Source organism: Actinomycetospora cinnamomea, assembly GCF_003096675.1.
GTDB lineage: Bacteria > Actinomycetota > Actinomycetes > Mycobacteriales > Pseudonocardiaceae > Actinomycetospora > Actinomycetospora cinnamomea.
In genome coordinates, this window is record NZ_QEKW01000008.1 from 17215 (window position 1) to 37485 (window position 20271).

Genomic DNA, 20271 nt, shown 5'->3' on the forward strand with positions numbered 1-20271 from the left:
CGCGCAGTCCGTCGAAGTGTTCGCGATCGCAAACGCGCGCCGGCTACCCCAGCGCGTCGCGGAGGAAGGCGACCTGGAGCAGGAGCAGGTTCTCGGCCACGACCTCCTGCGGGGTCATGTGCGTGACGCCGGACAGCGGCAGGACCGTGTGCGGATGGCCCGCGGCCAGCAGCGCCGACGACAGCCTCAGGGTGTGGGCGGCGACGACGTTGTCGTCCGCGAGCCCGTGCACGAGCATCAGCGGCCGCGCCGGCGCCCGCGTCCCGGGGTCGTCGACGATCGAGGACCGGGCGTAGGCCTCGGGGTGCTCGTCGGGGTGCCCGAGGTAGCGCTCGGTGTAGTGCGTGTCGTAGAGCCGCCAGTCCGTCACCGGCGCGCCGGCGACCGCGGCGTGGAAGACGTCGGGGCGGCGCAGCACCGCGAGCGCGGCGAGGTAGCCGCCGAAGGACCAGCCGCGGACGGCCACGCGGTCGAGGTCGAGGTCGCCGACCTGCTCGGCCGCCGCGTGCAGGGCCGCGACCTGGTCGTCGAGCACCGGCGTCGCGAGGTCGCCGTGCACGGCGCGCTCGTACGCCGGCCCCCGCCCGGGCGTGCCGCGCCCGTCGGCGACGACGACCGCGAAGCCCTGGTCGGCGAACCACTGGCTGGTCAGGAAGGCCCCGCGCGCGGCCAGGACCCGCTGCGAGTGCGGCCCGCCGTAGGGGTCGAGCAGCACGGGCAGGCGGCGCGCACCCGGCACGTGGTCGCGCGGCAGCAGCACCGCCACCGACGGCCCGCCCTCGGCCGTCGCGACGCGGCGCACCGCGGGCTCCAGGCCGGGCGACTCGGCGTAGGAAGCCACCGGCACCGCCGACCCGTCGGCGCGCAGGACGCTGGTGCGGGTGCCGTCGGTGTCGAGGTCGCCGCCGGCGAGCACGGTCGTCCCCCCGGCGCGGCGCCCGGACCAGACGCCGTGCTGCGGGCTCACGCGCGCCGCACCGCCCGCCCGCGACCACGCCCACAGCGTCACGTCCTCGGGACGCTCGGCGGCGGTGAACAGCACGGTGTCGCCGTCGACGTCGGCCACGCCCCGCACCTGGAGTCCGGGCGGGGTGACGGGCTCGTCGTCGACGACCAGGCACCGCGTGTCGTCGCGGTCGGCACATCGCACCAGCGCGCCGTCGGACAGGTGCGCGGGCACGCCGACCACGAGGTCCACCCACACGTCGTCGGTGTCGCTCGCCAGCACCGTCGCGGCGCCGGTGTCGGGGTCGACGCGGCGGGTGTCGACGCGGCGCTGGTCGCGGGTGGACACGGTGACCAGCAGGTCGTGGACGTCCCAGGTGACGCCCGCGAGGTACTCGGTGTCCTCGCCCGCGTCGACGTCGACGCGGGTGCCGTCGAGGTCGACCACGGCCAGCGACACGAGCGCGTTCGCCGTGCCGGCTGCGGGGTACGCGGTCTCGGTCGGGGTGCGGTCGGGACGTGCCGGGTCGGCGATCCACCAGCGGGCCACGGGGGCGTCGTCGACGCGGGCCACGGCGAGCTGCGAGCCGTCGGGCGACCACCAGTAGCCGCGGTAGCGGTGCATCTCCTCCGCGGCCACGAACTCGGCGAGCCCCCACGTCACCGTCGGGCCGTCCTCGTCGGCGTCGCCGCCCGGACCCGCCCCGACGAGGAGGTGCGTGGTGCCGGTGGCGCGCTCGTGGACGTACAGCGCGCCCCCGCGCACGAACGCGATCCGGGCGCCGGTGGGGTCCGGCCGCGGGTCGACGACCGGGCCCTCGACGGGGACCGTCTCCGGGCGGGCGCCCGGGACGAGGTCCACGGTGAACGCGCGCCCGGCGAGCACGAAGACGGCGAGACGTCCGGACGCGTCGAGGGCGTACTCGACCACGCCGCCCGACTGCTCGCGCACCCGCTCGCGGCGGGCCCGCTCCTCGGGCGGCAGATCGTCCTCCCCGGGCACGTCGAGCTCACGCGGGTCGACGAGCAGGTGCTCCTCCCCCGCCGCCACGTCGAGCAGCCACAGGCAGGTGACCGGGTCGTCGCCGCCCTTGCTCCGCAGCAGCACGACCCGCGCGCCGTCGGGCGAGACGGTGGGGCGGCGGGGGGCGCCGAGCGTGAACCGCCGGGTGGCGGCCTGGCGGCGCGGGAAGCTGGCCGGAGGATCTGGTGCGGCGGGCTCGGCGGTCACGTCTGCAGTGTGCCGCGTCCCCCGGCGACGACGCCGGAACCCGTTCGCGGGCAGCCGATAGGCTCGCGGGCGTGGCGGAGACGGAACGGCGCAGGATCGCCCTGACCGGGATCAAGCCCAGCGGCGAGCCGCACCTGGGCAACTACGTGGGCGCGATCCGGCCCGCACTCGAGCTCGCCCGTACCGCCGACTTCGACTCGCGGTACTTCATCGCCGACCACCACGCCCTCACCGGCACCCCGGCCGCGGGCGACATCGCCGCGTGGACCCGCTCGGTGGCCGCCACGTGGATCGCCGCGGGCCTCGACCCCGAGCGCACCGTCTTCTACAAGCAGTCCGACGTGCCCGAGACCTTCGAGCTGACGTGGATCCTCTCCTGCGTGACCGGCAAGGGGCTGATGAACCGGGCGCACGCCTACAAGGCGGCGCGCGACCGCAACGTCGCCGCCGGGGAGGACCCGGACGCCGGCATCAACCTGGGTCTCTACGACTACCCGGTGCTCATGGCCGCGGACATCCTGATCATGGAGTCCGACCTGGTGCCGGTCGGACGCGACCAGCTCCAGCACGTCGAGATCGCCGCCGACGTCGCCGGCAGCTTCAACCACCGTTACGGCGAGGGCTTCCGGCTGCGCATCCCCGAGGCCGTCGTGCCGCCGGAGACCACCGGCCACACGCTGCCGGGCCTCGACGGCCGCAAGATGAGCAAGTCCTACGACAACTACATCCCGCTCTTCCTGCCCGCGTCGAAGCTCAAGAAGCTGGTGCGTCGTATCCCGACCGACTCCACGCCGGTCGAGGCGCCCAAGGACCCGGACTCGTCGGCAGTGTTCCAGATCCTCGCCCAGTTCGCCGAGCCCGAGGTCGTCGCCGACACCCGCAAGCGGCTCGAGGCCGGCGGCGTGGGGTGGGGCGAGCTGAAGAACCAGCTGGCCGACGTGCTCGAGGACGAGCTGGGGCCCCTGCGGGCGCGCTACGAGGAGCTGGTGGCCCCCGACAGCGAGCTGGACGCGATCCTCGCCCGCGGCGGGGAGATCGCCCGCGAGCAGGCGTCGCGCGTGCTGCGCGGGGTGCGCCGGGCCGTGGGCGTCGAGGTCTGAGACCGGCTCCCGCTCAGCCGATCGGCGCCGCGCCCCCACGCAGGACGTCGCCGGTCGACTCGGCGTGACGCCGCGGGGCCGGCAGGCCGGCGACGAGCCCGTCCCAGCCGCCGCGCCGCCCCATCTCCTCGGGGGTCTCCGGCACGTCGGGCAGTTCACCCAACCAGAGGCGCAGCGGGCCGGTGTCGAGCGGGCGCAGCGCCCCCTCGGGGTCGGTGGCCTCCGCGCGCCGTCGCAGCCAGGTACCGAGGGCGAGCGCCGTCACGACGGACGCGACGCACCACCCGACCACCAGGACCGCGACCCACATGAGGACCGGCACGGACACCTCCGACGTCGGGGAGCGGACCGCGGTGACCGAGCGTGCTCGATGGTGCACCGCGTGCGTTCTCCTCGAGGATGGCAGCTCGGGCCGATCGACGGGTAGCGCCTCACTCGATCGGAGGTCCGAGGATCGACCGTCGGGCGCCGTCCACTGACCGTCGAGCGGCAGCGATGACCGTTCACCGCCCTGCGTCGGCCGTTCGTCCTGTCGATCGGTCCTCGTCCTCAACGTTCTCAGGTTTCGCGTCCAGAGCAGCTGCGATACGCCGAGCGACGTCGGCCGACTCGTCCGGGGAGGCGTACGGGTGGCGGGGTCCGAGGAAGAACCGCAGTCCGTCCTTCGGCCGCCGCGGGATCACGTGCAGGTGCAGGTGCGGGACCGACTGGCTGATCACGTTGTTGACGAGCACCAGCGAGCCCGGCGCGTCCATCGCGGTCTCGACGGCCCGTTCCAGCCGCTGCGCGAGCGCGGCGAAGGCGGGCAGCTCGTCGGCGGGCAGGTCGGCGAGGGTGGTGACGTGGGTCCGCGGGACGAGCAGGACGTGACCGTGAAACACCGGCTTGGTGTCGAGGAAGGCCAGGGTCGACGGACCGGCGTGGACGACGTCGGCGGGCGCGTCGCCGGCGACCACGGCGCAGAACGCGCAGGGCTTGCTCACACCGCGCAGCGTCGCAGGCGTGCCCGGCGGCGGATGGATCGGCCCGCCCCGAGCGTTGGGACGGGCATGGAGGCGCCCACCCTGCTCGTCATCGGCCACGAGACCGATCCGGACGTCGTGCCCGTCCAGGCCGGCACGCTGACGTCGTGGGCGGCGGAGCGCGACGTGCGCGTCGTACCCGTCGCGATGAGAGGCACCGGCTCCACCGGCCCGTTGCCCGACCCGGCGGCCGTCGACGCGATCGCCGTCCTCGGCTCGGTGCAGGGGGCGTGGGACGACGCGGTGCCCTGGCTGGGCGCGGAGATCGCCTACCTGCGGACCGCCATCGCGGCCGGGATCCCGGTGCTCGGCATCTGCTTCGGTGGCCAGCTCCTGGCGCGCGTCCTCGGGGGGCGCGCCGAGCCGGCGTCCGAGCGGCGCGAGAACGGCTGGCAGGAGGTCACCACCCACGCGCCCGAGGTGGTCGTGCCCGGACCGTGGATGGAGTTCCACTTCGACACGTTCACCCCGCCGGCATCGTCGGAGGTGCTCGCCGTCTCCGAGCGCTGCACCCAGGCGTTCCGCCAGGGCGCGCACCTCGGGGTGCAGTTCCATCCCGAGATCACCCCGGCGGAGTTCGACCTCTGGGTGGACCGCTGGACCGGCACCCCGTTGGAGGAGCGGCTGCCCGACCTCGGCATCGACCCCGTGGCGCTGCGCGCCGAGACCGTCGCGCGCGCCGAGGAGTCACGGGCCGCGAGCCGGGTGCTCTTCGACGCCTTCGCCGCGCGCGCCGGGCTCCGCAGCGAGTCGGCCGCGTGAGCGCGGCGGGGATGAAGGTCCGGCTCGGGATCGGGACGGGGTCGTCACGCGCGACGCCGGCGGAGGCCACGGCGTCCCATGTCCTCGAGTCCGACGTCCGCGAGTCCGACGTCGGCGAGTCCGACGTCCGCGAGCTCGTCGACGGCAGCGAGGCCCGTGGCATCGACTCGGTGTGGTTCCCCGACCGCATCGCCGCGCCGAGCCTCGAGCCGCTGGTGGCGCTCGGCTGGGCGGCCGGGCGGACCCGCTCGCTCAAGCTGGGCACCGGCGTCGTCGTCCTGCCCGGGCGCAACCCGGCGGTGGTCGCCGCGCAGCTGGCCTCGCTCGCCGCGCTGGCGCCGCGGCGCATCCCGCCCGTGTTCGGCCTGCGCTCCGCCACCGCCGCGGAGCGCACCGCCTACCCCGTCACCGGTCCGCGCGCCGAGGTCTTCGAGGAGTCCCTCACAGCGGTGCGGCGCCTGCTCAGCGAGGAGTCGGTGACCTTCCGCGGCCGCCACGTGGTGCTGGAGGACGCGACGGTCGGGCCCCGACCCGCCCGGCCCCTGGACCTCTGGCTCGGGGGTCTCGTGCCGGCCGCCCTGCGACGCGTCGGGCACCTCGGTGACGGGTGGGTGGCCTCGTTCGTCACCCCGGCCGAGGCCGGCGCCGCCCGGGCGACGATCGCGGCCGCCGCCCGGGAGGCGGGCCGGGAGGTCGAGGACGACCACTACGGCACGAACCTGCTCGTCCTGCCGCCCGGCGCGGCCGACGACCAGGCCGACCGGGCGCGGGCCGCGGCCGCCCACCGGCGTCCCGAGGTCGACCCGCGCGAGCTGGTCGCCGACGGCTGGGACGCGGCGCGGCGGCAGGTCGAGCGCTTCGTCGACGAGGGCATCACCAAGTTCGTCGTCCGCCCCGGTGTGGCCCCCGGGTCGTGGTCGGAGTTCCTCGACGGGTTCGTCGAGCACTCGTCCCGCTCGAGACGACGCTCAGCGGCTCCCCAGCACCCGGGTGATCGCGATCTCCAGCACCACGCGGCGCGGGTTCTCCCGCGGCGTGCGGTAGCGCTGCGCGTAGCGGCGTTCGGCGTCGGCGACGCTGTCGGGGTCGTCGCGGACCACCGCCCTCCCCTCGAGCGTCGACCACCGCGCGCGGTCGACCTGGCTGACCGCCACCCGTGCGCCGTCCTCCCCTGCCGCGCGCACGTGGCGGGCCTTCGCGCTGGTGCCCGAGGTGATGACGCGGGCGGTCGCGGTGTCCAGGTCGAGCGTGACGCCCACGGGCACGACGTGCGGCGACCCGTCGCGGCGCAGGGTCGTCAGCGTGCACAGGTGGTACTCGGACCAGAACTGCGCGAACTCCTCGCCCCGGGCGTGCAGGTCGGCCGGTGTGACGGTCATGGACACGATCGTGCCCGGCTCCGGCGCGCGGGTGATCACCCGCCCTGTGGCGGCGCCGCCTGGGTCCGCTGCACCGTGTCGGCCAGCCACACCCAGAACCGCGGGTCGAGCGGCGAGGTGGTGGGGATCGCGGCCTGGGGCTCGACGGCGTACGTCTCGCCGATCACGTAGCCGTCCCCCCCGGACGACGCGGTCTCGCCGCCGACGGTGGTGCGCCGCGAGGTCGGCTCCGAGGACCCCGACGACGGATCGCCGTCCGCGGTGGCCCGCACGGTGGTCTCGTCGGCGGTCGATTCCTCGGTCGATTCCTCGGGCGATTCCTCGGTGGATTCCTCGGTGGATTCCTCGGTCGCTCGCTCCGTGGTGGTGGCCCGCGCGCTCGGGTCGGACGAGGAGCCCGACGACGACTCGGTGGGCTCGGCACTGGTGCGGGTGGTGGTGCGGGTGGAGGTGCGCTCCGCCGATTCGCTCGTCGGCTCGGTGCTACGCGCCGTGGTGCGGTCGGTGGTGGCCTCGGTGGTCCGGGACGAGGTCGAGGTCGGCTCGTCGAGGCCGGGCAGCAGGGACCCGTCGTCGCCCACGTCGGGGCTGCTGCGCGTGGTCAGCGAGGCGCCGGTGGTGGGGTCGACGGTGGTGGTCGTGCCCGTCGTCGGGTCGGTCGTCCTCGTGACGCCGGTGGACGGATCGGTGGTCGTGGTGGGGGCCGTGCTGGGAGCCGTGCTGGGAGCCGTGGTCGTCAGGTCGCTCGCGTCGGTGAGGTCGGTGGGCAGCGGCCAGCCCTCGGGGGTCGTGCGCGGCGCCGGACGCTCCGCCGCGCCTCCGCCGGACGTGGTGGTCGGCGCGGTCGTGCCCGACGTCGCCGGGGTGGCATCCGTGGGCAGCGGCCAGCCCTCGGGCGTGGTGCGGGGCAGGGACCTCTCCGCGGTCTCGGGTGTCGTGGCGTGAGGAGTGGTGTCCGGGATGGTCGTGTCGTCCGTGGCCGCCGGCCCGCCGGTGGGCAGCTCGAGCGTCGGCCGCCCGTCCGGCGTCGTCGACGGGGCGCCGGTCGACGGCTCCGGACGCGCCGAGGTCGTGTCCGCGGGCGCGTCGGGCAGGAGGTCGGGCAGCAGGCGCCCGCCGGGCTCCCCGTCGTCGCCGCGGTCATCGCCGTCACCGCGGCCGTCGCCCCTCCCCTCACCGCGGCCGGCGCCACCTCCCCCGCCGTTGTCCCCGCCGTTGTCCCCGCCGTTGCCGCCGCCCCGGCCGTCGGGCGAACCGGTGGGCTCGTCGCGGGTGGGGTCGGGCATGAGGGGCAGGTCGAGGATGGGGCCGGGGTCGTCGGCGGCGGTCGGCGTCTCTCGCGGGCCGGGGTCGCGAGGGGTGTCGCGCGGTGCGATGGGCTCGGGGACGTCGACGGCCACGGGCGGCTCGAGGGGCTCGACGGGGTCGGGCGAGCTCTCCGCGCCGGGCAGCGGCAGCGGGTCGAGGCTCGGCCCGAGCTGGTCGAACCCCGGCGGTGGCGTGACGGGCTGCTCGGCGCCCGGCAGTGCGGGCTCGCCCGGCGAGGTCGACGGCGGGCCGAGCGGACGTGAGCCGGGGAGCGGGATCGGCGTCAGCGGCGGGGCGACGTCGTCCGGGAGGGCGGTGTCGGGGAGCGCCCGGGCGTCGGCGGGCGGCGCGGGCTCGGGCTCGTCCGCGTCCCCGGACCCCTCACCGCCGTCGAGTGTCTCGGACGTGGTGGGCACGTCGGTGGCGCCGCCGGTGAGCCCGGTGGCGTCGTCGCGGGGGCCGGGGACCACCGTGCTGCCGACCCCGACCAGGGCGGCGACGAGCGCGACGGTGAAGAGCGTGGTGACCACGATGTTGCGCGGCGTGCGGAACGGCCACGGTCGCGGACGCGGTGCCGGGTTCCAGCCTCGGGACGAGGTGGACGGCATGCAACCCCCTTCGAAACCAGCCCGCCCCCGACAGCGGCCAGGACCGCTCGGCCCCGGAGATCCGTACGGTACGCCGCCCGGGTGTCCCGGGTCAGCCGTTCCGCGGGGAACCCGGGACACCCGTCGGGCACGATGGAGGGCGTGGGTGCCCTTCCCGGGACGAGCGACGTCGCGCGTCCCCCGATCCCGGACGCGCCGACCCCCCGACTCGACCTGGACCTGGCCGCCGTGCGCCGCGCCTATCGCGCGATGCGCATCGCCCTGCCCGAGGTCGAGCTCTGCTACGCGGTGAAGGCCAACCCGCATCCCGACGTCCTCGCCCTGCTGGTCGCCGAGGGCGCCTCGTTCGACCTCGCAAGCCCGGGTGAGCTCGATCTCTGCCTGCTCGCCGGCGCCCGCCCCGCCGGCCTGTCGTGGGGCAACCCCGTGAAGAAGGTCACCGACGTCCGCGCGGGCCGCGCGGCGGGGGTCGCCCGGTTCACCACCGACGCCCCCGCCGACGTCGACCTGCTCGCCAGGGAGGCGCCGGGCGCCACGGTGGGGGTGCGGCTGGCGGTGGGCGACGACGGCGCGGCCACGCCCTTCGCGGGCAAGTTCGGCGCGACCGAGGACGAGGCCGTCGCACTCCTGCGCCGTGCCCGGTCGGCGGGCCTGGACGCGGCGGGCATCGGGTTCCACGTCGGCTCCCAGCAGCGCGACGCGGCGGCGTGGGCGCGCGGGATCGACGCCGCCGCCCGCGTGGCCGCCCGCCTCGGCGACCACGCGCCGACGGAGCTGAACCTCGGTGGCGGCTTCCCCACCCCGCACGCCGACGGACCGACCCCCGACGTCACCGCGTGCGCCACCGCGATCCGCGGCGCCCTCGCCGTCCACGCCTCGTGGTGGCGGCCACGGCTGATGGCCGAGCCGGGGCGGGCGCTGGTGGCCGAGGCCGGTGTGCTGCGCGCCGAGGTCGTGCTCGTCGCCGAGCGGGCGGGACGACGGTGGGTCTACCTCGACGTCGGGCGATACCAGGGCCTCGCCGAGACCGAGGACGAGATGATCGTGTACCGCCTGCGTACACCCGGCCGGTGCGGGGAAACCGAGCGAGCCGTCCTGGCCGGGCCGACCTGCGACGGTGACGACGTCCTCTACCGGGACACCGACGTGCGCCTGCCCGTCGACCTCGCGCCCGGCGACGTCGTCGAGTTCCTCGGCGCCGGCGCCTACACCGCCAGCTACGCCTCGATCGGCTTCAACGGGCTGCCCCCGCTGCCCGTGCACACCCACGAGAACCCGGAGGAAGGTGGAATTGACGACCACGTCCACGACCCCGACCATGCGCCCGGCCCCGACCGGTGACCCCGCGTCGTTCGCGGGCCGCCACGTCCTCGCCGAGCTGCGCGGCGTCGACGCCGCCGTCCTCGGCGACGAGCAGCGGGTCACCGAGGCCCTGCGCCGCGCGCTCGACGCCGGCGGCGCGACGGTCCTCGACGTCGTCGCGCACCGGTTCGAACCGCAGGGCACCACGGTGATGGCGCTGCTCGCGGAGTCGCACGCCTCGGTGCACGCCTATCCCGAGGCCTCCGCGGCGTTCGTGGACGTGTTCACCTGTGGCGTGCAGGCCGACCCGGAGACGGTGGTGGACGCACTGGGCCACGAGCTCGGCGCCACCGAGGTGCGCGCCCAGGTGGTGGCCCGCGGGGCGGGGCTCGCGCCCGCCGCGGGCGGCCGCGAGGTCGACGAGCCGCTGGCGCCGGGAATGCGGCGGCGCTGGCGTCTCGACGAGGTGCTCTGGCGGGGGCGTACGGAGTGGCAGGACATGGTGGTCGCCCGCACCGCGCAGGGGGTGTCCCTGTTCTGCGACGGCGAGCGCCAGTCCACCGAGGCCACCCAGCTCGTCTACCACGAGGCCCTGGCCGTGCCCCCGATGCTGCTGGCCGACGAGCTGCGCTCGGTGCTGGTGATCGGCTCGTCCGAGGGTGTCGTGTCCCAGCTCGCGGTGAACGCCGGCGCCACCCGCGTCGACCACGTCGACATCGACACCGAGTGCGTGCGGCGGTGCGCCGAGCTGCTGCCCTACGGTTACACGCCCGCCGAGCTGGCGGCGGCCGAGGCCGGCGAGGGGCCGGTGCGGATGCACTACGCGGACGGCTGGCAGTTCCTCGCCGACGCCGCCGCCCGGGGCGAGCGCTGGGACGTCGTGATCGTCGACCTACCCGACGAGCCCGTGGAGGTCACCGACCCCGCCCAGCACGCCCGCCTCTACGGCAGCGCGTTCCTGCGCCGGTGCCTCGAGGTCCTCACCCCCGGCGGGGTCGTGTGCTCGCAGGCCGGCTGCCCGACGGTGTGGCGCCACGACACCCTCCAGCGCATGACCCGGCGCTTCGACGAGGTGTTCACCACGGTGCTGCCGTACTGCTCCGACGAGCACGAGTGGGCCTACCTCACCGGCCGCGCCGACGCGGTCGACGACCCAGTGGCGCTTGCCGCCTCCCGGCTCGACCGCTTCCCGTCGCTGACCTCGATCGACGCCGACGCCCTGCGTCGCGGCGCCGTCCTGCCGTTCGCGCTCCGCGCTGGTGAGCGCTCGCCCGTCGCCTGACGCGGGTACGGCCCATCGTCCGGGTCCGGCTGCGATCGACGAACCGCAGCCGGAAGGGACGTTCGGCCACTCGGGTCAGGTCGCCCGGGCCGTGAGCGTGGTGGGCGGCGTCCCTACGGTCGGCACGACGGATCGAGGTTCGGGGACGGAGGTGGCATGCCGGCACGCACCCGGGTGGCCACCGTCCGCGAGCTTCTCGTCGGTGGGGCGCTGATCGGGGCGACGCTCGTCGGAGCGCCGCTGCTGCGCTCCCGGTACAACCGTTGGGGCGCCACCGACGACGAGGTCGCCCGTCCTCTGCCCGGTGACGAGCTCGTCGAGCGACCGAAGCTGGGCTACACGCGAGCCGTGACCATCGACGCGCCGCCCGAGGAGGTGTGGTCGTGGCTCGTGCAGTTCGGGCAGGACCGCGGCGGTTTCTACAGCTATGACGCGCTCGAGAACCTCGTCGGCTGCGACATCCACAGCACCGACCGGGTCCTGCAGACCCACCAGCACCTCGTCCCGGGTGAGGTGATCCGCTCGGGGGGCAGGGATCGCTTCCCGTGCTGGGTCGTCATGGAGGTGGACCCACCGCACAGCCTGGTCCTCCAGGGCGCGGGCACTCCCGCCGACGTCGTCGTCCCCGAGATCGTCCACGGCGAGCCCCCGGGTGGGTACGTGGCCTCCACCTGGCAGTGGCACCTCGAGCCGGTCGACGGAGGTGGACGCACCCGACTGCTCGTGCGGCAACGGTGCACCTACGGCCACGGGCAAGCCGTCCTGTGGCACCTCGTCGAACCACTGAACTTCGTCATGGAACGCCGGATGCTCCTGGGCCTCAGGGAGCGGGCCGAGGCCGGGAGGCGACCGGTGCAGGGGACCGGACGGCACGAGCTCGTCCGGGTGGCGACGACGGCGCCCTCGTCGCACAACACACAACCGTGGCGTTTCGTGATCGGCGACGATCAGGTGCTCGTCGGGGCCGACCGAACGCGGCGCCTCCCGGTCAACGACCCCGATGACCGAGAGCTGATCATCAGCTGCGGAGCGGCGGCCTTCACCTTCGAGGTGGCCGCCCGGCACGCCGGTCTGGTCCCGATCGTGGAACGGCTCCCCGACGGCGAGAAGCCCGATCTGCTGTACCGCCTGTCGCTGTCCGGTGGCGCGGTCTCCGACACCGGGAGCGACATCGAGACCCTGTACCGCGCCGTCCACGCGCGCCGCACCACGCGAGGCGGGTTCACCGACGACCAGCCGGCTCCGGAACTCCTCGAAAAGCTCGCCGGAATCGTTGCCGGCCACGGCGCCTGGCTCGAGCTCGTCGACGAACGCCGGCGCGCGCCGGTCGCCGCGCTGATCGCCGAGGGCGACCGGACGCAGTTCGCGGACCCGCGGTGGCGCCATGAGCTCGCCTCCTGGTTGTGCGCGCGCCGCGCGGACGACGGACTCGCCGTGCCGTCGCTCGTCGTCCCGGTCGCGCGCGGTGTCGTTCGCCATCTCGACCTCGGACGGTCGGCGGCGCGCCGCGACCACCACCTGGCCGTCGCGGCCCCGGTCCTCGCGGTGCTGGGGACCACCGAGGACCGTGTCCGGGATCGGCTCGTTGCGGGTGAGGCCCTCCAGCACGTCCTGCTGGCGTCGGCGGCCCACGGTGTCCACGCCGGCTACCTGAACCAGCCGTGCCAGGTCCCCGAGCTCCGCCCCCGACTCCGTGAGGTCCTCGACCGCCCCGGCCACCCACAGGTCGTCCTGCGACTCGGCCGCCCGACGAATCCCCCGGCGCCGGCGCCCCGCCGGCCGGTCGAGGCCGTCGTCGACCTCGTCGGGACGTGACGGCGGGGACCGGCCCCGTGGTCCGGCCGCGCCCTCGTCACCTCCCGCCGAGCGCGGCGGCCAGCGGCTCGGGGATCGGCGTCTTCGTCCAGGTGTCCGTGGCCAGGACGACGTAGACGTTGCGCCCGGTGACGGCGACCTCCTCGGCCGAGCGGTACACCGCGAAGCCGAGGGTGAAGCTCGTCGTCCCCTGCCGCTCGCACGTCACCTCGACGCGCGCGTCGTCCCGCCAGCGGACCGAGCCGCCGTAGTCGAGCTCGGAGTGCACGACCATCACGTCGTAGCCGGCCGCGATCAGCTGCGGGTAGGGCAGCCCGACGTGGTCGAGGAAGCCGGTGAACGCCTCGTCGAACCACGTCAGGTAGTGGCCGTTGAACACCACGCCCTGCTGGTCGATCTCCGCGTAGCGCGGGACGACGGGGAACGCGAACGCCTCAGGCACGGAGCTCCGGGAAGTCCTCGTCGCGGTACTCGCCCTCGGGCGCGCTGCCCCCCGCGGGGTCCGAGCGCAGGTCGGTCTCGCGCGTGCGCAGCTCGACGCGTCGGATCTTCCCGGAGATCGTCTTGGGCAGCTCCGCAAACTCCAGGCGTCGCACCCGCTTGTAGGCGGGCAGGTGCTCGCGGGCATGGCGCAGGATCTCCAGCGCCGTGTCCCGCGTGGGCTCGTAGCGCGACGAGAGCACGACGTAGGCCTTCGGCACGGCCAGGCGCAGCGGGTCCGGCGACGGGACGACGGCCGCCTCCGCGACCGCGTCGTGCTCGATGAGCACGCTCTCCAGCTCGAACGGGCTGATCCGGTAGTCCGACGCCTTGAACACGTCGTCGGACCGGCCGATGTAGGTGATGTAGCCGTCCTCGTCGCGGGAGCCGACGTCGCCGGTGTGGTAGACGCCGTCGCGCATCACCTCGTCGTTGCGCTCCGGGTCGTCCTTGTAACCGACCATCAGCCCCACCGGACGCGCCGCGAGGTCGATGCAGATCTCGCCCTCGTCGCCGCGCTCGCCGGTGACCGGGTCGACGAGCACGATCGAGAAGCCCGGCACGGCCCGTCCCATCGAGCCGTCCTTGACGGGCTGGCCCGGTGTGTTGCCGATCTGCAGCGACGTCTCGGTCTGCCCGAACCCGTCGCGGATCGTCATGCCCCACGCCTCGCGGACCTGCTCGATCACCTCGGGGTTCAGCGGCTCCCCCGCGCCCACGAGCTCGCGCACGGGCACCTGCACGCGGGAGAGGTCGGCCTGGATGAGCATCCGCCACACCGTGGGCGGTGCGCAGAACGTGGCCACGCCCTTCTCCACCATCACGTCGAGCAGGCGGTCGGCGTCGAACTTCGTGTAGTTGTAGATGAAGATCGTCGCCTCGGCGCACCACGGCGCGAAGACGTTCGACCACGCGTGCTTGGCCCAGCCGGGCGAGGCGACGTTGAGGTGCACGTCGCCGGGCTGCAGGCCGATCCAGTACATCGTCGTGAGGTGGCCGACGGGGTAGCTCGTGTGCGTGTGCTCGACGAGCTTGGGCTTGGCCGTGGTGCCGCTCGTGAAGTACAGCAGCAGCGTGTCGTCGCCCCTGGTGACGCCGTCGGGCGTGAACTCCGCGGGCGCGTCGTAGGCGGCGGCGTGGTCGAGCCAGGGCTCGGTGATGCGGGCTTCCGTCCCCGAGCCCACGGCGATCCTCGTGTACTCGCCGGGCACGTCGTCGAACTTGTCGACGTCGACGTCGCGCACCACGACGTGGCGGGCGTGCCCGCGGTCGATGCGGTCGCGCAGGTCGGAGGGGCCGAGCATCGGCGTCGACGGGATGAGGATCGCGCCGAGCTTCATCGCCGCGAGGATCGTGTCCCACAGCTCGACCTGGTTGGCGAGCATCAGGATGATCCGGTCGCCGCGGGCGACACCCTGCGCGCGCAGCCAGTTCGCGACCCGGTTCGACCGCTCGCTCATGTCCGCGAAGCTGTAGATCGCCTCGCGGCCGTCCTCCTCGAGGATCCACAGCGCGGGCCGCTGGGACGTGCCGGGGTCGGCGCCGATGGCGTCGAAGTGCTCCAGCGCCCAGTTGAACTCGTCGAGGTGCGGCCACGCGAAGTCGCGCATGGCCGCGTCGTAGTCCTCGCGCCGCTCGAGCAGCAGATCCCGCGCCCGGCGGAACTCGCTCGCGGCCTTGCTCAGCTCGGGCACTGCGGGACCTCCTCGACTCTCCGACCCTGGCAGCCGGTGGCGAGGCGGTTCTACCACCTCGCCCACGGCGCCGGACCCGCCTACTTGAACAGCTTGCGCAGGATCAGGAGTCCCACGAGCGCGCCGGCGGCGTAGACGGCGTACTTGACCCGCGGGTCGGCCCACTTCTGGGCGGCCATCTCCTTGCCCTGCTCCGAGAGTCGCTGCGGGTTGGCCCGCTCGGAGAGCTCGTCGAGGGCACCGGCCAGCGCCTCGCGCGCCTGCTGGATGTCCTTCTCGATGGCGTCCGTGTCCCGTGCCACGGCACCTCCTGTGTGGTCGTCGGTCGCGCTGACCGTCGCTCGTTCGCGACCGGCCGGTGGTCGGCGGCTATCCTGCCCGCCCGTGCCCGCCGATACCCGTCTGACCCCCGGTCAACCCGCGCCCGACTTCTCCCTGACCTCCGATCGGGGCGAGACGGTGTCGCTCGCGGACTTCCGCGGCCACCGCGTCCTCGTCTACTTCTACCCGGCCGCCGGCACCCCGGGGTGCACCAAGGAGGCCTGCGACTTCCGCGACAACCTCGCGACGTTCGACGACGCCGACGTGACCGTCCTGGGGATCTCGCCGGACAAGCCCGAGAAGCTCGCGAAGTTCCGCGACAAGGAGGGCCTGACCTTCCCGCTGCTCTCCGACCCGGACCGGTCGGTCATGCAGGCCTGGGGCGCGTGGGGCGAGAAGACGATGTACGGGAAGACGACCACGGGCGTCATCCGCTCGACGTTCCTCGTCGACGCCGACGGGAACGTCGAGGAGGCCCAGTACGGGGTCAAGGCCACCGGCCACGTGGGCCGGCTGCTGCGCGACCTGAAGCTGTAGGGAGTGCCGGCGGCGGGATTCGAACCCGCACTGTACGGCATCTAAAGCCGTCCGCTCTGCCGATTGGCGTACGCCGGCCCGCCGTTCGGACGAGTTGCCCGGCCGGTGGCTGCTGAGTCGACGATACGAGGCCGATCGTTGACGACGCGAGCAGGGCGGCGATGATCGCTCCAGGTGCTCCGTCGACCCGATGTGACGAGGTCGGAGGAGCACCGGGGGCGATCTTGCCTACAGAAGCGCCCGGACGGCCGCCGCGACCTCGTTCGCGGCCTCCAGGGGCACGAAGTGGCCGACGTCCTCGAGGTGGTGGACGCCGCGGAGGTCGGTGAACGCCTGCTCCAGGCCCTCGGCGAGGCGGGGCGGGAAGAGCGGGTCGCGGTCGCCCCAGAGCACCGTCGTCGGCACGGTAACCGGCGGTGCCGGGTCGGCGCCGCGCGCCGCGAGGGCGATCGCCACGGTCGCCGAGCCCGAGCGGTACCAGTTCAGCGACGCCGTGAAGGCGCCCGGCCGCGCATAGGCCGCCACGAGGTCGTCGGTGACCCCGTCCTCCGCGGCGATCCCGCGATGCCCCCAGCGCGACCAGAAGTGCTCGAGGTAGGTCCGCACGGCGTCCGCCGACCCGTCGATCAAGCTCGACGCCAGGGCCAGCTGGTGGAAGTCCTGGTACCAGAACTCGGCGCGGTGGTCGTCGTCGAGCGCCGCCCCCGCCGACCCCGGGTGCACCGCGTTGCCCAGCACCAGCGCCCGCACACGCTCCGGTCGGGTGCGGGCGAGGTGGGACGCCGTCGTCGAGCCCACGTCGTAGCCCACCAGCACCGCGTCGTCGAACCCGAGGTGGTCCATCAGCTCGAGCACCGCGGCGCCCTGGGCGTCGCGCCCGAAGTCCGACGGCGGCCGCTGCTCGTCGCCCGCCGAGAACGACGCCCCGAAGCCGCGCAGGTCCGGCACGACGACCTGCGCGTCGCGTTCCAGCAGCGGCAGCAGCGCGCGGTAGTCCGAGGCGGCGCCGGGCCAGCCGTGCAGGCAGACGACGGGCACGCCGTGGCCCTCGTGGGCGTACGCGATCACGTGACGCTCTCCGATCTGTCCACGGCGAGAACGCGGAAACCCGCGTGCGACGACAACCGCGACGTCGGGTGGCCCTGCTCGCCCAGCCAGCGGGCGAGCGAGTCCGAGCCGAGGTTCTTGCTCACCACCAGGTACGACGTCCCGTCGACGCGGGGCAGCCAGCGGAGCAGCAGCTCGTGCAGCGCGGCCTTGCCCGAGCGGATCGGCGGGTTCGACCACATCTGCGCGAAGCGCACGTCCGCGGGCACCTCGTCGGGGCGGCACGCGCGGACGTTCCCCACCCGCGCGGCCGCCGCGTTGGCGCGCACCAGCTCCAGGGCGCGGTCGTTGACGTCGACCGCCCACACCGTCGACGCCGGGCGCCGGACGGCGAGCCACAGCGCGATCGGCCCGTAGCCGCAGCCGAGGTCGAGCAGGTCGCCCTCGGCGGGCTCGGGGGCGTTCTGGAGCAGCACGCGGGTGCCCTTGTCGAGCCGGCCGCGGGAGAAGACGCCGGCGTCGGTGGTGAGGTCGAGCGCGACGTCGCCGATCTCGAGCCGGAACGAGACCGGGTCGGAGGCCGACGTGGGCTGCTCGCTGAAGTACTGGTCGGTCACGACAACTCGTGCAACCTCGGCATCAGGGACCGCAGCGCCTGCGCGCGGTGGGAGACGGCATCCTTCTCCTCCGGCGCCATCTCCGCCGAGGTGCGGGACTCGCCCTCCGGCACGAACGCCGGGTCGTAGCCGAAGCCGTTGGTGCCCCGCGGCAGGCGGATCAACGTGCCCGGCCAGCGCTCCACGACCACGACCTCGCGGCCGTCGGGGTGGGCGGCCGCCGCGGCGCAGACGAACGCCGCGCCGCGGCGCTCCTCGGGGACGTCGGCCATCTGGTCGAGGACCAGCGCGAGGTTCGCCGCATCGCGCTCCGCCCGCGCGCCGCTACGTCCCGACCACCGCGCCGAGAGCACCCCGGGCATCCCGTTCAGCGCGTCGACGGTGAGTCCGGAGTCGTCGGCGACGGCCACGAGCCCGGTCGCCGCGGCGGCGTCACGGGCTTTGGCCAGCGCGTTCTCCTCGAACGTCGCGCCGGTCTCGGGCGCCTCCGGGAAGGCGGGAACGTCGTCGAGGCCGACGATCTCGATGTCCTGGGACGTGGTCAGACGACGCAGCTCCGCGAGCTTGGCGTCGTTGCGGGTCGCCAGCAGCACCCTCATCGCAGCTCCCCCGGGTACGGCTCGGCGAGCGCGGCGGTCTGCAGCTCGGTGAGCCGCGCGCAGCCCACCAGCGCCGAGTCGAGCATCGCGTCGAGCGTGGCGCGCGTGTAGGTCGCGCCCTCGCCGGTGCCCTGCACCTCGACGAGCGTGCCGGTGTCGGTGGCGACGACGTTCATGTCGACCTCGGCGCGCGAGTCCTCCTCGTAGGGCAGGTCGAGGCGCACGCGACCGTCGACGACCCCGACCGACACGGCGGCGATCGAGCACGACAGCGGCTGCGGGTCGGCGAGACGCTTGTGGGCGCGCAGCCAGGTCACGGCGTCGGCGAGGGCGACGTAGGCGCCGGTGATGGCGGCGGTGCGCGTGCCGCCGTCGGCCTGGAGGACGTCGCAGTCGACCTGGATGGTGTTCTCGCCGAGCGCGCGCAGGTCGATCGCGGCGCGCAGCGCCCGCCCGACCAGCCGGCTGATCTCGTGGGTGCGCCCGCCGACGCGGCCCTTGACCGACTCGCGGTCGCTGCGGGTGTGCGTGGCCGAGGGCAGCATCGCGTACTCGGCGGTGAGCCAGCCGAGCCCGCTGCCCTGGCGCCAGCGCGGGACGCCCTCGGTGACGCTGGCCGCGCACAGCACCGTCGTCTGCCCGAACGAGACGAGCACCGATCCTGCCGGGTGCTGCTGGAACCCGCGTCGGATGCTGATCTCGCGGAGCTCGTCGTCCGCCCTGCCGTCGCTGCGTGCCACGGGCGACCACCCTAGGAGCCGTCCGGCGCCCACCTGGTCGTCGGGCTAACTTGGGCGGTCGTGCGTACCGAGGGCCGGACGGGGCTCGTCCTGCTGGCGAGCTGCCTCGCGCAGTTCATGGTGGTGCTCGACGTCTCGATCGTGAACGTCGCCCTGCCCGCCATGCGCACGGCGCTCGGGTTCGACGCCGAGGGCCTGGCGTGGGTGGTCAACGCCTACACGCTGGCGTTCGCCGGATTCCTGCTGCTCGGCGGGCGGGCCGCGGACCTGTTCGGGCGCCGCCGCGTGTTCCTCGTCGGGCTCGGGCTGTTCGGCCTGGCGAGCCTCATCGGCGGGCTGGCGAACGATCCCGCCCTGCTGCTCGCGGCACGCGCGGTCCAGGGTCTGGGCGGCGCGGTGCTCTCCCCCGCGTCGCTGGCCATCCTGCAGACGACCTACCCCGAGGGGGCGTCGCGGTCACGGGCGTTCGGCTGGTGGTCGGCGGTCGGGGGCATCGGCGGGGCGACGGGCGGCCTGGCCGGCGGCGTGCTCGTCGGGCTGCTCAGCTGGCGCTGGATCTTCCTGGTCAACGTGCCCGTGGTGGTCCTGACCGCGGTGCTGACCGTCGCCGTGGTCCGCGAGTCCCGTGCCGCCGGACGGCCCGGCCTCGACGTCACCGGCGCCGTGCTCGTCACGGCCGGACTCGTCGCCCTGGTCTACGGCGTGGTGTCCACCGAGACCGAGCCGTGGACGTCCGTGCCGGTGCTCGGGAGCCTGGTCGCGGCCGCCGTGCTGCTCACCGCGTTCGTGCTGGTGCAGCGCCGCGTGCGCGACCCGCTGGTGCCGCTGTCGGTGTTCCGCATCCGCTCGGTGACGACGGCCAACGTCGTGATCCTGCTCGTGTCGTCGGCCATGTTCTCGATGTGGTTCTTCGTCTCCCTGCACATGCAGGGTGTGCTGGGCTTCGACGCCCTCACCGCCGGTCTGGCGTTCCTGCCGCAGTCGGGGTCGGTGGTGATCGGCTCGCAGATCTCGTCCCGCCTGCTCCCCCGCGTCGGTGCCCGCGCCCTGCTCGTCGGCGGAGCCGCGCTGACCGCTGCGGGCTTCGCCTGGTTCGCGTTCCTCACCCCGACCACGAGCTGGGTCGCCGGCGTCCTCGGGCCGGGCATCGCGGTGTCGCTGGGCATGGGCCTGGTCTTCCCCGCGGTGACGACGGCGGCCACGAGCGGGGTCGACGGTGGCCTCGCCGGCCTGGTCAGCGGCCTGGTGACGACGTCGCGCCAGATCGGTGGGGCGATCGGGCTCTCGGTGCTGTCGACCCTCGCGGTCGCCCGCGCGACGTCGGTCGGGGCCTCCGGAGCGCCGGCGCCGGCCGCGTCCACGGCGGGCACGACGGCGGCGTTCACGGTGGCGGCCGTCGTCGTGGGGGTCGCGGCACTGGTCGCGCTGCTGGTCCCGGCGCCGGCACGCAGGGGCAGCCCCGAGCCCGCCCGCGTCTAGCCC

General features: G+C 74.6%; 19 protein-coding genes, 1 tRNA gene and 1 pseudogene. 8 read left to right on the forward strand and 13 right to left on the reverse strand.

All coding sequences use genetic code 11. The annotated features are described in order from the left end of the window. Positions 1-43: 43 nt before the first annotated feature. Entirely contained in the window at positions 44-2176 is a 2133-nt protein-coding gene (locus C8D89_RS16065) for a S9 family peptidase (RefSeq protein ID WP_116709152.1), read from the reverse strand. Positions 2177-2247: 71 nt separating this feature from the next. Here C8D89_RS16065 and C8D89_RS16070 point away from each other — a divergent pair, with 71 nt between their 5' ends. Next, positions 2248-3276 (forward strand): tryptophan--tRNA ligase, encoded by a 1029-nt coding sequence (locus C8D89_RS16070; RefSeq protein ID WP_116709153.1) that lies wholly within the window; start codon positions 2248-2250, stop codon positions 3274-3276. A 13-nt stretch (positions 3277-3289) separates the two neighbouring features. On the opposite strand, the gene C8D89_RS16075 is transcribed toward C8D89_RS16070, so the two are convergent. Continuing rightward, the gene (locus C8D89_RS16075) at positions 3290-3598 is read right to left on the reverse strand and encodes a hypothetical protein (protein ID WP_133251929.1); all 309 of its coding nucleotides are present in this window, start codon (positions 3596-3598) and stop codon (positions 3290-3292) included. Between the two features lie 181 nt (positions 3599-3779). Further along, positions 3780-4259, reverse strand: a complete 480-nt coding sequence (locus C8D89_RS16080; protein WP_116709155.1) for an HIT family protein — start codon at positions 4257-4259, stop codon at positions 3780-3782. 66 nt (positions 4260-4325) lie between these two features. On the opposite strand from C8D89_RS16080, the gene C8D89_RS16085 reads away from it, so the two are divergent. Continuing rightward, on the forward strand, positions 4326-5060 hold the full coding sequence (locus tag C8D89_RS16085) for a type 1 glutamine amidotransferase (protein ID WP_165825742.1): 735 nt from the start codon (positions 4326-4328) through the stop codon (positions 5058-5060). A gap of 11 nt (positions 5061-5071) precedes the next feature. Continuing rightward, positions 5072-5992, forward strand: a pseudogene (locus C8D89_RS30315) (TIGR03854 family LLM class F420-dependent oxidoreductase); the annotation flags it as partial. Between the two features lie 36 nt (positions 5993-6028). Here C8D89_RS30315 and C8D89_RS16095 read toward each other — a convergent pair. Together C8D89_RS16095 and C8D89_RS16100 are read right to left on the reverse strand one after the other, a co-directional pair. After that, on the reverse strand, positions 6029-6439 hold the full coding sequence (locus C8D89_RS16095) for a pyridoxamine 5'-phosphate oxidase family protein (RefSeq protein WP_116709326.1): 411 nt from the start codon (positions 6437-6439) through the stop codon (positions 6029-6031). 35 nt (positions 6440-6474) lie between these two features. Next, the gene (locus tag C8D89_RS16100; protein WP_116709157.1) at positions 6475-8355 is read right to left on the reverse strand and encodes a hypothetical protein; all 1881 of its coding nucleotides are present in this window, start codon (positions 8353-8355) and stop codon (positions 6475-6477) included. Between the two features lie 132 nt (positions 8356-8487). On the opposite strand from C8D89_RS16100, the gene C8D89_RS16105 reads away from it, so the two are divergent. The 3 genes from C8D89_RS16105 to C8D89_RS16115 all read left to right on the forward strand — a co-directional run bounded on the left by C8D89_RS16105 (position 8488) and on the right by C8D89_RS16115 (position 12754). After that, positions 8488-9696 (forward strand): type III PLP-dependent enzyme, encoded by a 1209-nt coding sequence (locus C8D89_RS16105; protein ID WP_116709158.1) that lies wholly within the window; start codon positions 8488-8490, stop codon positions 9694-9696. After that, a complete protein-coding gene (gene speD / locus C8D89_RS16110) occupies positions 9674-10939 on the forward strand; it encodes an adenosylmethionine decarboxylase (protein WP_165825743.1) in 1266 nt (421 codons plus the stop codon). The genes C8D89_RS16105 and speD overlap by 23 nt, the downstream gene beginning before the upstream one ends. A 156-nt stretch (positions 10940-11095) precedes the next feature. Next, on the forward strand, positions 11096-12754 hold the full coding sequence (locus C8D89_RS16115; protein WP_116709160.1) for an Acg family FMN-binding oxidoreductase: 1659 nt from the start codon (positions 11096-11098) through the stop codon (positions 12752-12754). Positions 12755-12791: 37 nt separating this feature from the next. Here C8D89_RS16115 and C8D89_RS16120 read toward each other — a convergent pair whose 3' ends face one another. The 3 genes from C8D89_RS16120 to C8D89_RS16130 all read right to left on the reverse strand — a co-directional run bounded on the left by C8D89_RS16120 (position 12792) and on the right by C8D89_RS16130 (position 15230). Continuing rightward, the gene (locus tag C8D89_RS16120) at positions 12792-13196 is read right to left on the reverse strand and encodes an acyl-CoA thioesterase (protein ID WP_207787256.1); all 405 of its coding nucleotides are present in this window, start codon (positions 13194-13196) and stop codon (positions 12792-12794) included. After that, positions 13189-14844, reverse strand: a complete 1656-nt coding sequence (locus tag C8D89_RS16125) for an AMP-binding protein (protein WP_207787274.1) — start codon at positions 14842-14844, stop codon at positions 13189-13191. Before C8D89_RS16125 ends, C8D89_RS16120 begins: the two co-directional genes overlap by 8 nt. Positions 14845-15008: 164 nt before the next feature. Next, the gene (locus tag C8D89_RS16130; protein ID WP_116709163.1) at positions 15009-15230 is read right to left on the reverse strand and encodes a DUF3618 domain-containing protein; all 222 of its coding nucleotides are present in this window, start codon (positions 15228-15230) and stop codon (positions 15009-15011) included. A gap of 82 nt (positions 15231-15312) precedes the next feature. On the opposite strand from C8D89_RS16130, the gene bcp reads away from it, so the two are divergent. Beyond that, positions 15313-15786 (forward strand): thioredoxin-dependent thiol peroxidase, encoded by a 474-nt coding sequence (gene bcp / locus C8D89_RS16135; RefSeq protein ID WP_243418152.1) that lies wholly within the window; start codon positions 15313-15315, stop codon positions 15784-15786. 4 nt (positions 15787-15790) lie between these two features. Here the strand turns inward: bcp and C8D89_RS16140 are convergent. From C8D89_RS16140 to rph, 5 genes are all read right to left on the reverse strand, one after another. After that, positions 15791-15864: transfer RNA gene (locus C8D89_RS16140), tRNA-Leu, on the reverse strand. 150 nt (positions 15865-16014) lie between these two features. Next, positions 16015-16854 (reverse strand): alpha/beta fold hydrolase, encoded by an 840-nt coding sequence (locus C8D89_RS16145; protein WP_243418153.1) that lies wholly within the window; start codon positions 16852-16854, stop codon positions 16015-16017. Next, on the reverse strand, positions 16851-17450 hold the full coding sequence (locus tag C8D89_RS16150) for a class I SAM-dependent methyltransferase (RefSeq protein ID WP_116709165.1): 600 nt from the start codon (positions 17448-17450) through the stop codon (positions 16851-16853). The genes C8D89_RS16145 and C8D89_RS16150 overlap by 4 nt, the downstream gene beginning before the upstream one ends. Then, entirely contained in the window at positions 17447-18049 is a 603-nt protein-coding gene (gene rdgB / locus C8D89_RS16155; RefSeq protein ID WP_116709166.1) for an RdgB/HAM1 family non-canonical purine NTP pyrophosphatase, read from the reverse strand. Before rdgB ends, C8D89_RS16150 begins: the two co-directional genes overlap by 4 nt. Next, on the reverse strand, positions 18046-18789 hold the full coding sequence (rph, locus tag C8D89_RS16160; RefSeq protein ID WP_116709167.1) for a ribonuclease PH: 744 nt from the start codon (positions 18787-18789) through the stop codon (positions 18046-18048). The genes rdgB and rph overlap by 4 nt, the downstream gene beginning before the upstream one ends. 60 nt (positions 18790-18849) lie before the next feature. Here rph and C8D89_RS16165 point away from each other — a divergent pair, with 60 nt between their 5' ends. Next, complete coding sequence (locus tag C8D89_RS16165; RefSeq protein WP_243418154.1) at positions 18850-20268, forward strand: DHA2 family efflux MFS transporter permease subunit; 1419 nt, start codon at positions 18850-18852, stop codon at positions 20266-20268. Positions 20269-20271 lie beyond the last annotated feature (3 nt).